Here is an 11,218-nt window from a genome sequence, read left to right on the forward strand (position 1 = left end):
CAAAGGCACAATGCCGCTAACGCGGCACGCAAAGGAGTGCACGAAAAAATAAATATAAACCCTTTGTGTCCTTTGCGTCTTTGTGGTTCCTTTTCGTTTTATCGGTTTTTTAAAGGACGTGTAGCGTTTTTCTAATTCGATCCGAATGTATACGTTTTCACTTGGATAAGCTATGTGTAATGAATAAAGGCAGGTCGTAAGGGGAGGCACTAGTGAGAATTTTAGTTGTAGAAGATGATCAGATGCTGCGGGAAGTGGTTGTTGCTGTGCTCAAAGAAGAAGAATACTTGGTTCATGAGACAGGAAATGGCGAGGAAGGATTATATTTAGCATCGCAGAATGTCCATGACTTATTAATACTTGATATTATGCTTCCAGAAGTCAGTGGTTTAGAGATTGTAAAAGCACTGCGTTCGAAAAGTATTACCATGCCAATTATGCTATTAACGGCAAAGGACAGCGTACAAGATCGAGTAATCGGCTTAAATAGCGGTGCAGACGATTATTTGGTGAAACCTTTTGCCATTCCAGAGTTATTAGCAAGAGTGAAAGCTTTATTAAGACGTACGGGCATGGGAGGGAAAGAGGGAGAGCTTTTGTATGGCGACATCTCTGTGAATTCCAAATTAAGAGATGGCTTTGTAGATAAAAATGCCCTGCAGTTAACGAGTAAAGAGTATGAATTACTCGAATACCTGATTTTAAATCAAGGTCACATCTTGACAAGAGAACAAATCTTTGATCGAATATGGGGCTTCGAGTCAGAAACCACGATCGGAATTGTGGATTTATATATTCACTATCTTCGCAAGAAATTAACGGCTCAAGGCAGTCAAATCGTAATACAAACGATTCGTGGAGCAGGTTTTATGATGAAGGAGAAGTAATCATGTTCCAGAAAACCTTACGAAGACTGACGTTGGTAAATTCCATAGTATTTTTAGTGATTTTTATTATTTTCGGTGGAACCTTATATGGATATGTAGCTAGGCAGATTTTTGATGATATTGATGAATCTATGGAACGCAGGGTAAATGCTTTTCGAATTCCGAACATTCGTCCAAGGGATGGAGGACCGCCCCTGATTTTTTTTGAATCCCGCATATTGATTTTGCTGCGTGATATAGAGGGAAAGATTATCAATCTTCATACCTATCCTATTGAAGGATTACCATCCGAAGTCCTGGATTTTCTTGAAACAGCCAGTACCGAAAAATGGCAGACACAGAAAATAGACTATCATGTGTATCGCATTTTATCGACTCCCTATCTTTATACGGATGAGACCATAGTGTTTAAGGATCGTCCTATTAAAGTCAAAGATGTCATAGCCATTAGCATAGTTGATTCCGAGTTAGCCATGCTAAGGCGATTTTTATTTATTATTTTCATTGGACAGCTTATTGGTATGACAGCCATTGTGTTAGGCAGTTATTATTTGGCTCGTCGTGCCTTAGTGCCCATTCAAGCGGCATGGGAAAAACAGCAGCAGTTTGTGGCTGATGCTTCTCATGAACTGCGCACTCCCCTTGCTGTTATAAAAAGTAATGCAGAACTCTTATTGCGCCGTCCTGAACATACCATTGAGTTAGAAACCATACGCATTACCAATGTCATTCGAGAAACCATCCGCATGAGTAAATTGGTTTCCACTCTTTTTACGTTAGCGAGGGCAGATGCAAATCAGATGGAAATTGAAGCAGTGCCTATACTATTAAATGAAATCATTGACAGGGTTGTAGAACAGTTTGAACCCTTAGCTCAGATGCAAGGTGTTTTCTTAGACGTAAAATGCAGTGATACAATCTGGTTGGTAGCAGATCGAGAACGACTGCACCAATTATTCGTCATTTTATTAGATAATGCGATTAAATATACATCTCAAGCGGGGAACATCCAAATTATTTGCCGCAAACACTCTAGTAAGGTCTTAATCCAGGTGAAGGATACAGGATGTGGAATTTTTCCAGCTGATTTGCCTTATATTTTTGAACGTTTTTTTCGAGGTGACAAAGTTCGTTCTCGTAAGAATGGGGGTGCCGGTTTAGGATTAGCCATTGCACAGTGGATTGTTGAAAAGCATGAAGGGAAAATATGGGTGGAAAGCCAGGTGGGTATTGGCACACAAGTCTATGTTACTCTTCCTATTGAAACATTATAATCAGCGAAAAGACACTTGAAAAAGTGTCTTTTTTTATATAGCATCCGAATTTATACGTTTCTATCCTATTCTATCTTTTCTCTGTATTCTCTGCGCCTCTGTGGTTAAAAAACGTTTTCTTGTTTATCATACAGTACTTACCAAGTGGAATCTAAAGAAAATCAAAAAAAGGAACAGTAGAATGAATTCAATAGTCACCGACTACTGATATGAAGCAAATTTAAGGAGGACACATAGAAATGTCAAGAAAGAAAGCCTTCGTGAAACCTGCTGTTTTACTGGCAACTGGCTTGCTGGTTTTCAATACCGCTATACCTTTTACTGCTGCGGCCGAGCTATCGCTGGATGATAGTATTGCTTTGGCATTGCAAAATAATCCGTCGATTAAGATGGCGATTGCTGATAAAGATAAAGCGGTTTGGGGTATAAAGGAAAATGAAGCTGGTAAAATGCCGAATCTATCCTTGTCCAATAGTAATAATCGATCTGGTGCAGAGGGAGCATCTTCTAATGAGAATTTTAACACCTCCCTTCGTGTAAGCTGGCCTCTATATACTGGGGGAAGGACAGAAGGACTGATTGATCAGGCAAAATATAATGCGAATATCGCTACAGTTGGTGTAGCCAAAGTGAAAGAGCAGGTAAAGTTAGATACTACGACTGCTTATTTTAGTGTGTTACAAAATAATAAACTAGTAACAGTGAATCAACAGACTGTTGATAATTTATCAGAGCATTTGAAAAATGTTCAGGCTCAATATGAAGTAGGAACAATCGCCAAATCCGACGTACTGCGTTCAGAAGTAGAATTGGCAAATGCACAGCAGAATTTGACAAAAGCGCAGAATACTTATGATGTATCCATTGCGACTTTTAATAATATTATAGGCTTGCCTTTAGATAGTCAGAATACCATGAAAGATGATCTTGCTTTTGTCCAATATGATATGTCTTTGGAAGATAGTATTCAAATGGCAAAAGAAAAGAGACCAGAAATCGTGCAGTCTCAAGATACGATAAATGCAGCAAAAGCAGGCATTAAAGTTGCCGATAGCGGGAAATTACCAACTGTGTCAGCAAGTGGTACACAAGGCTGGAGCGGTTCTAAATTTCCTGGCGACAAGAGCAATTGGACGGTTGGAGTTTCTGCCAGCTGGGATATTTTTGACGGTGGCGTGACCAATGCCAAAATAAAAGAAGCCCAAGCAAATGTGGATAAAGTCAACCACAGTGATCAGCAAATTCGTACTGCAGTTGAATTAGAAGTTCGTCAAGCATATTTAAGTATGAAAGAAGCGGAGGCTCGTATTGAAACCTCAAAGGTAGCGGTAGGCAAAGCCAATGAAGACCTTAAAGCTTCTCAAGCTAAATACTATGCTGGTGTAGGTACCAACTTAGATGTTATTGATGCGCAAGTGGCTCTTACACAAGCCGAAACCAACGCTACGCAAGCTGTATATGATTACAGTGTAAACAAAGCGAAATTGCAAAAAGCGATTGGAGCAGGCGTGGAATGAGTGCAGCCCTAAAAGCTGTTAATGATAAGCAGGAGGTACGAGTATGCCCTTGGTATGGAAAAAAGTTCTTCAAAATAAAATATGGATTCTTGGATTGATTTTTGTAGCAGCAATTGGTGGTGCTATTTATATCTATAAAGGAAAAACAACTCCCGTTCAGGTGGGACCAACCGTACAAGTAGAGCGTGGTGATATTTCTTCCATGGTTTCTGCTACGGGCACAATCTCACCGGTTAATCTCGTTGATGTTAGTTCTAAAATCACAGGTTTGATCAAAGAAGTAAAGGTTAAGGAAAATGATATCGTATCAGTGGGTCAGGTACTGTTGATGCTAGATGATACGCATCTGCAGGCACTAGTCTCTCAGGCGCAGGCTCGTTTATCCAATGCGACGAGTATCTATGAGCGTACCCAGCGATTAGAAGCGATTGGAGCGGTAACAACTCAGGCTCTTGATACGAGCCGCAGTGATTACAGTGTGGCCCAAGCAGCCTACGAAGATGCGGTATCTCAATTGAACGATACAGTGATCCGCTCTCCGATCAATGGGCAGGTTATTGGTAAGCCAACTCCTGCTGGTCAAGCGGTAGCACCTGGGGTATCAACACCGATGGTACTACTGACAATCGCTGATATGTCAAAAATGCAGATTGAAACTCAGGTGGATGAATCGGATATTGGAAAAATACAAGTCGGGCAAAAGGTGACATTTACAGTAGATGCATATCCGACAAAGACTTTCAGCGGAGTGGTATCGAATGTTTCACAAAAAGCCACTGTTGTGTCTAATGTAGTGTACTATAAGGTCTTAGTCGACGTGGATGCTGCCGAAAACTTGCTGAAACCGACTATGACAGCTAGAGTCTCTATTCATGTGGCAGAAAGTAAAAATACACTTGTTGTGCCGCTCGCTGCTGTAAAATCCAATAATAATGGACAATATGTAGTGGTAGTCAAACAAAATGTGTCGCAGAATGTATCTGTTACTACTGGAATAACAGGTGATAGTAAAATTGAGATTGTGAGCGGATTATCTGAGGGCGATGAAATCGTGGCATCTTCGGCTAAAACGCAAACGACAAATTCTACCAAGGGTAGTATAGGGCCTGGCGGCGGTCCTGGTGGCATGTAAAGGAGGGGCTTATCTTGTCAATTCTACTTTCGGAAGTTACTAAAGTTTACCAACTAGGCGGAGAACGGGTGAATGCCCTAGCTGGAATCACCTTAAGCATAAGCCCTGGCGAATTTACTGCAATCATGGGACCATCTGGGTCGGGTAAATCAACGTTAATGAATATATTAGGATGCTTAGATAGACCGACAACAGGTTCTTATATGTTGGATGGACAAGAAGTAGCAACGCTCAATGATGATCAGCTTGCCATCACCCGAAACAAAAAAATAGGCTTTGTATTCCAAAGCTTTAATCTTTTGCCCAGGATGTCCACATTGCAAAACGTGGCTCTGCCCATGGTGTATGCCGGAGTTGAAAAAAAAGAACGATTGGCACGGGCAGAGCAGGTTTTGGCAATGGTCGGACTTGAATCACGGATGAATCATCAGCCTAATGAACTTTCTGGCGGTCAGCGTCAACGTGTTGCCATTGCCAGAGCGCTGGTAAATGACCCTACGATTATTATGGCGGATGAACCAACGGGTAACCTTGATACCAAGTCTGGTGATGAGGTTATGAATATTTTTTCAGAGTTAAACTCCCAAGGACGAACCATCATTCTGGTTACCCATGAACCAGACATTGCCGAGTATGCTGGGCGAGTTGTCTATGTTCGCGATGGGTTGATTGAACGGGATGAATGGAAAGTGAGGTGAGTTTGTGTTTAGTGAAAGTATTTCCATCGCCTTAGCGGGGCTTAAAGCGAATAAATTGAGAGCGATGCTTACCATGCTGGGTATCATCATTGGTGTTGGTGCAGTAATTGCAATGGTATCCATTGGGATGGGGGTCAAAGATAAAGTAGCAACCTCCATTGCCGGACTCGGCAGTAACTTGCTGGTGGTAACACCTGGTGCCTCTAATGCTGGCGGTTCCAGGCAAGCCGCAGGATCCAGCATCACCTTGAATGAGAAGGACGCGTTAGCGATAACCCAAGAAATATCGGGGATTAATATGGTAGCACCAGCAGTTACTCGTTCGTATCAGGTGGTATTTGGCAATCAGAATTGGACCACAAGTATTCAAGGTACAACTCCTGATATTCAGGGGATTCGTAATTACAATATAGAAGAAGGTAGTTTCTTCACAAATCAGGATGTGGAAACTCGAGCAAGGGTGGCAGTACTGGGAAAGACAGTGGCAGAAAACTTGTTTAATGGTGGGACTGCAATTGGACAAACCATTCGTATTAATAATGCACCGTTTCGGGTAGTTGGTGTATTAGAAGCCAAGGGGGAATCAGCTGGAGGCAATCAGGATGATACGGTTATCATTCCATTGAAGACAGCACAAGAACGCTTAATGGGGATTACGTACATTCAAAACATCAACGTTCAGGCAACTGGTACGGATGTGATTTATCAGGTTCAGGATGATATTACAACTCTGCTGAGGGCACGTCATAAATTAGCAGCAACGACCCCAGATGATTTTACCGTGCGTAATATGGTAGCGATCATGGCTGCTGCCGATGAAACCACCAGTATGATTACTTCATTGCTAGCCGTTGTTGCAGGGCTGTCCCTTCTAGTGGGCGGTATTGGTATTATGAATATCATGCTGGTGTCAGTGACGGAAAGGACACGGGAAATTGGCATCCGAAAAGCACTAGGCGCGCGATACCAAAATATCTTATTGCAATTTCTGATTGAAGCAATTGTAATCAGTGTCACTGGAGGAGTACTCGGTATTGTACTAGGAATTGGTGCATCCTATGGAATTTCATCCATTGCAGGCTGGAAGACAGTGATTTCTAGTCTGGCCATTGTGGCAGCCTTTGCCTTTTCCGTATTCATTGGTTTGTTTTTTGGCATATACCCTGCCCGCAAAGCAGCATTACTTGATCCGATTGAAGCCTTGCGATATGAATAATGTCATAGAAAAACAGGCAGTTTCCTCATCAGAAGGAAACTGCCTGCTTTCTTATAAGTATGGAAAGTAGTCTTAAAGTAGTCTTGTAGGTGGAAAAAATAGGAGGGTATTAAATATCCCTTTGTGTCCTTTGCTTTTTTGTGGTTCAATCCGTTTTATTCTTTTAACGGGTGGTTGGAGTATTATAGATATTCTAACCGTAGCATTCTTTGCGGTTAGAAGAGTTTTATTTTGAAAGTAAGGTAATATTAACGAAATGTTAATGTAATCCTAATTTTTTTTTATTATGGTTATGATATTGTCAATATATATACAAAATAATATTAAGAGGTGGGACTATGAAATCAAAAAAGATTCTCATCGTTTCAGCGTCAATTGGCAATGGACATATGCAAGCAGCTTCGACGATCAGTGAGGAGCTGCAGGCAGATGATTCCTGCAGCGTAACAATTGTTGATTTCTTACAGGTTGGTCAATTTCGTTATCCGACATTAAATCGACTGCAAATCGAGTTGATGAATCTTATGAAATCATCCTATTATGGAATTTTAAAAGTTGCACCCAATCTATATAAAGGACTTTATAGAATAACAGAGAATCAACAAACTCGCAAAATGATAGATTTTATTAATGCAGCCAATCAAAAAATGATGGCCAGTTTAATTGCTGAGTATCGTCCTCATGGTGTGATCTGCACTCATCCTTTCCCTCTTGGTGCGGCTTCTGCCCTGCGATATAAGAGGAGCAGCTATTTCACTCTTGCAGGCATCATTACCGATTTCGCGGTGCATCCTTGGTGGATTACAAGCGGGGTTGATCACTATTTTATTGCGAATGAAATGATGGCGAATGAGCTGCAGAAATATGGTATTCAGAGGAATCAGATCACTGCTAGCGGTATCCCCGTTAACCGAAGCTTTATGCCTGCTGACAGGAGCATAAAAAAACAAGTTCCCGAAATTTTAGTTATGGGCGGAGGTTTAGGTTTTGGGTCCATGGATGCAACATTGCGCAGGCTGGAACAACTGCCAAAGCCTATCCATATCACAGTTGTGGCGGGAAAGAATGAAAAACTCCAACAACACCTAAGAGTATTAGCCGCGGCATTGCACAATGAAATTACCGTATTACCTTTTTCACCTCACATAGCCTCGCTTATGAAGAGGGCAGATCTATTAATCACGAAACCCGGGGGGCTGACCTGCAGCGAGGCTTTAGCCGTGAATTTACCCATGGTTTTACTTAACCCATTACCGGGGCAGGAAGAAGAAAATGCAAACTATCTGCATTGCCAAGGATCTGCATTATGGGTAAAAGAAGAAAATGATATTGCCATAAAGGTTGCAGCCATTTTAAATGAAAAGTCAAATGTATTAAAAGAAATGCAAGATAAATGTAGGGAACTAAGTCCCCATGATGCTGGTAGAAAAATAGCTGAAAAAATAAATGATCTTGTTGGAAACCGCGGGAAAAGGCTTACTGACCTGGAATCTTGGCAGAAAGCGGGTGTTCAATAATGCTAAAAGCAGTAGTTGAAACAAGTTTGAGAACCCTATCCTTTATGGAGAATCCAGCATGGCAGCAAATCGATTCTTCTTACTGTATTACTCATCAATATTGCAATGATCAAGCCCTAGGGATTTTGCAGAAGAATGGGTTTATAAAAGAGGCGATGTTACTCGCTGCATACTATCAACAGCTTCAGAATGGAGTAATCTGGGCTGATTTAAACTGGAAAAATATCCATCATTTCCTACATCCGACTACTCGTCGCGGATTTTGGCATTTCTCCAATGCGGCTTGTGATTATCAGCAGTTTTTTTCTATGGCGATCAAACATATACGGCAAGGTTGTATCGAAAGTTCCATTTTCTATTTAGGGGCTGCAGCTCACTTGGTACAAGATATGTGTGTGCCTCATCATGCAAAGTGCCAACTGTTTGATGGGCACAAAAAGTTTGAATTATGGGTGGAGAAGAACTTGCCGAACTTTTCTTTTACGCAAAATATGGAGATTGATGGTACGAATCCTAGTGGTGTACTCGTGAAAAATGCAGCAACTGCCTTAGAGTTATATCCCTATGTCAATGCAGAAGCTGAAATTGAACAATATAAACAAGCAACAGCCATATTATTGCCCCTGACCAATCAAAGTACGGCAAATCTTTTTTGTTATTTCTTTGCCAGAGTCAAAAAAATCCTTGGTGTTTCATCCCTGGACTCATTATTTAAAGATGCTTTCACTCCTTTTTAATTGTTGCCGATTGGATCTGGAGTATTTATTTAAAAACATAGAAGCAAGAGTCTTCTATTTCATGTATAAAAGGTAAAAAAAACCACAAAGGACACAGAGAAAACAGAGAGCACAGAGATAGGAATTAGAAAATCCTCCTCCGTGCTCTCTGATTCTCTGTGTCCTTTGTGGTTAACGTTCTATACCCACAAGCTATATGCTTTTTTTTGTCTTTTTTCTGCTCATTATTATTATCAAGAATCTCCCCTAAAAAAGCCATAAGAAAGTTTGTTGCCTAGGTAAGTGGCAAAATATCTAAGTTTTTGTTATGGCCTTACTACTAAGTGAATATACAATAAGGAGGTGATAGAAATATATGAGGAGAGGGAAAGCTGCCTTATTATTAACTAGCTGGAAAATTGCCAGATCCTATTGGTTTTCAGAGGAAAAGTGGTCTGCTTGGGGATTACTCTTTACCGTTATTACCTTGAATCTGGGAATTGTATATATGTTAGTTTTAATCAATACCTGGCAAGTTAATTTTTATGAGGTTATACAAAGTCATAATTATCAAGGATTTATGGAGTCCATTGGCCATTATTGTATATTGGCAGCTTGTTTGGTTGTAATACGAGGATATCAAATTTATACGCGAATGATGCTTCACATTGGATGGCGACGATGGATGACAGAACGATACTTATCCGATTGGCTGGCTCACAAGACCTACTATTTATTACAGCTTTCTCAAGAGCATGATATGGATAATCCTGATCAGCGTATTAGCGAAGATATCGAGATGTTTGTTTGGCTTACTCTTAGGCTCTCTTTAGATCTGTTGCAAGATTTAGTAACTATTTTGTCGTTTATTGTGATTTTGTGGAATTTATCAGGTATAATTACCCTATCCATTGCTGGATATGAAATCCCTATACAAGGTTATTTGGTCTGGGTAGCTATGTTATATGCAATGGGGGGGACTTATTGGACAGTTAAGACAGGGCGTCCTTTGGTTAAATTGGATTTTGACCAGCAACGTTATGAAGCTGATTTTCGTTTTAGCCTAATGAGATTAAGAGAAAATGCAGAAAGTATTGCTTTATATGGCGGCGAAAGGCAAGAAAAATGGAGTTTTCATCAAGGTTTCGGCAAAATTATCGCTACCTATCAAAAGATTATGAAGGTTCGCAGGTCACTAACTTGGTTAACATCTTCCTATACGCAAGTTTCATCCATTTTTGCCTCAATTGCAGCAGCACCGCGTTACTTTACCAGTCAGATTCATTTAGGGCAAATGTTTCAGATTGTAGATGCCTATCGACATGTACAAACAGGATTCTCCTTTGTTGTCGATAGCTTTACACTTCTTGCCCAGTGGCGGGCAGTCGTCAATCGTCTTAATAATTTCTTAGTAAGTATGGAAATGGTTCGCGGTCAATTGCCTAGAGCGTACAAATTAAATATTTCCCGGGAAAACTCCGCTGTATACTCTGCATGCAATCTTCAGATATTCTTACCAGATGGGTCTCTTCTAATAAAAGACTTATCCTTATCCATAAAACCCGCTGACAAATTATTAATTATGGGAGAATCAGGCTGCGGGAAAAGTACATTATTACGTACTTTTGCTGGTATTTGGCCCTATGCTTCTGGCAAGATCATAGTGCCTGATAAACAAAAAGTAATGTTTCTTCCTCAAAAGTCGTATCTGCCTTGCAGTTCTTTACGGGAGACTCTAGTCTATCCAGATATCGTCAAGGAAGACAAGGATAAAGTGATGCGAGAGATTCTAGTCATGTGTAAGCTAGCCCATTTAACAGATAAATTACATATCGTAGCTGATTGGGGTCATACTCTTTCCTTAGGAGAACAGCAAAGGGTTGCTTTTGCCAGAGTGCTATTGCAAAAACCAAATTGGCTGTTTTTAGATGAAGCTACATCTGCTTTAGATGAGGGTACAGAGCAAGCTATGTATAAAATGATCGTTAGTACTATGTCAAGTGCAGCCATTATAAGCGTGGGCCATCGCAGCACTCTTATGAATTATCATACGGCAAAAATGGAGTTAAATAGTATGGGAAGTTGTGTAGTCACAAAAATCCATAAATAGTAAATGGTAATAGAACAAAAGATCGCACAAAAAGGAGGCTGCTCCTCCATTTTGCGCGATTTTCAGACGTCATTTATTCATAGTATAACGTAACACAATATACTTGTGTTACGTCAACTAGAAAATTCCCATAATAAAACATATTACGTCA

General features: G+C 40.5%; 9 protein-coding genes. All 9 read left to right on the forward strand.

Annotated features, from left to right (window positions below; translation table 11 throughout):
* Positions 1 to 212: 212 nt before the first annotated feature.
* The 9 genes from LMF89_RS24000 (at position 213) to LMF89_RS24040 (ending at position 11,067) form a co-directional block, all read left to right on the forward strand.
* The gene (locus LMF89_RS24000; RefSeq protein ID WP_229537356.1) at positions 213 to 887 is read left to right on the forward strand and encodes a response regulator transcription factor; all 675 of its coding nucleotides are present in this window, start codon (positions 213 to 215) and stop codon (positions 885 to 887) included.
* 2 nt (positions 888 to 889) lie between these two features.
* A complete protein-coding gene (locus LMF89_RS24005; RefSeq protein ID WP_229537357.1) occupies positions 890 to 2,161 on the forward strand; it encodes a sensor histidine kinase in 1,272 nt (423 codons plus the stop codon).
* Positions 2,162 to 2,400: 239 nt separating this feature from the next.
* Positions 2,401 to 3,678, forward strand: coding sequence for a TolC family protein (locus LMF89_RS24010; RefSeq protein WP_229537358.1), 1,278 nt, complete (start codon positions 2,401 to 2,403; stop codon positions 3,676 to 3,678).
* Positions 3,679 to 3,721: 43 nt separating this feature from the next.
* On the forward strand, positions 3,722 to 4,810 hold the full coding sequence (locus LMF89_RS24015; RefSeq protein WP_229537359.1) for an efflux RND transporter periplasmic adaptor subunit: 1,089 nt from the start codon (positions 3,722 to 3,724) through the stop codon (positions 4,808 to 4,810).
* A 14-nt stretch (positions 4,811 to 4,824) separates the two neighbouring features.
* Positions 4,825 to 5,508, forward strand: a complete 684-nt coding sequence (locus tag LMF89_RS24020; protein ID WP_007955921.1) for an ABC transporter ATP-binding protein — start codon at positions 4,825 to 4,827, stop codon at positions 5,506 to 5,508.
* A 4-nt stretch (positions 5,509 to 5,512) separates the two neighbouring features.
* A complete protein-coding gene (locus tag LMF89_RS24025) occupies positions 5,513 to 6,724 on the forward strand; it encodes an ABC transporter permease (RefSeq protein WP_229537360.1) in 1,212 nt (403 codons plus the stop codon).
* A 338-nt stretch (positions 6,725 to 7,062) separates the two neighbouring features.
* Positions 7,063 to 8,241 (forward strand): MGDG synthase family glycosyltransferase, encoded by a 1,179-nt coding sequence (locus LMF89_RS24030; RefSeq protein WP_229537361.1) that lies wholly within the window; start codon positions 7,063 to 7,065, stop codon positions 8,239 to 8,241.
* On the forward strand, positions 8,241 to 8,978 hold the full coding sequence (locus tag LMF89_RS24035; protein WP_229537362.1) for a zinc dependent phospholipase C family protein: 738 nt from the start codon (positions 8,241 to 8,243) through the stop codon (positions 8,976 to 8,978). The genes LMF89_RS24030 and LMF89_RS24035 overlap by 1 nt, the downstream gene beginning before the upstream one ends.
* Before the next feature lie 355 nt (positions 8,979 to 9,333).
* Positions 9,334 to 11,067 carry an ABC transporter ATP-binding protein/permease gene (locus LMF89_RS24040; protein ID WP_229537363.1) on the forward strand — a complete coding sequence of 578 codons (1,734 nt, stop codon included), beginning with the start codon at positions 9,334 to 9,336 and terminating at the stop codon, positions 11,065 to 11,067.
* Positions 11,068 to 11,218: the final 151 nt, after the last annotated feature.

Origin of the sequence: Pelosinus baikalensis (assembly GCF_020819555.1) — a bacterium.
Classification (GTDB): domain Bacteria; phylum Bacillota; class Negativicutes; order DSM-13327; family DSM-13327; genus Pelosinus; species Pelosinus baikalensis.

Coding starts and splice junctions, on each gene's coding strand:
- LMF89_RS24010 (WP_229537358.1), top strand. CDS start 2,401: ATGTCAAGAAAGAAAGCCTTCGTGAAACCTGCTGTTTTACTGGCAACT.
- LMF89_RS24030 (WP_229537361.1), top strand. CDS start 7,063: ATGAAATCAAAAAAGATTCTCATCGTTTCAGCGTCAATTGGCAATGGA.
- LMF89_RS24040 (WP_229537363.1), top strand. CDS start 9,334: ATGAGGAGAGGGAAAGCTGCCTTATTATTAACTAGCTGGAAAATTGCC.
- LMF89_RS24015 (WP_229537359.1), top strand. CDS start 3,722: ATGCCCTTGGTATGGAAAAAAGTTCTTCAAAATAAAATATGGATTCTT.
- LMF89_RS24035 (WP_229537362.1), top strand. CDS start 8,241: ATGCTAAAAGCAGTAGTTGAAACAAGTTTGAGAACCCTATCCTTTATG.
- LMF89_RS24005 (WP_229537357.1), top strand. CDS start 890: ATGTTCCAGAAAACCTTACGAAGACTGACGTTGGTAAATTCCATAGTA.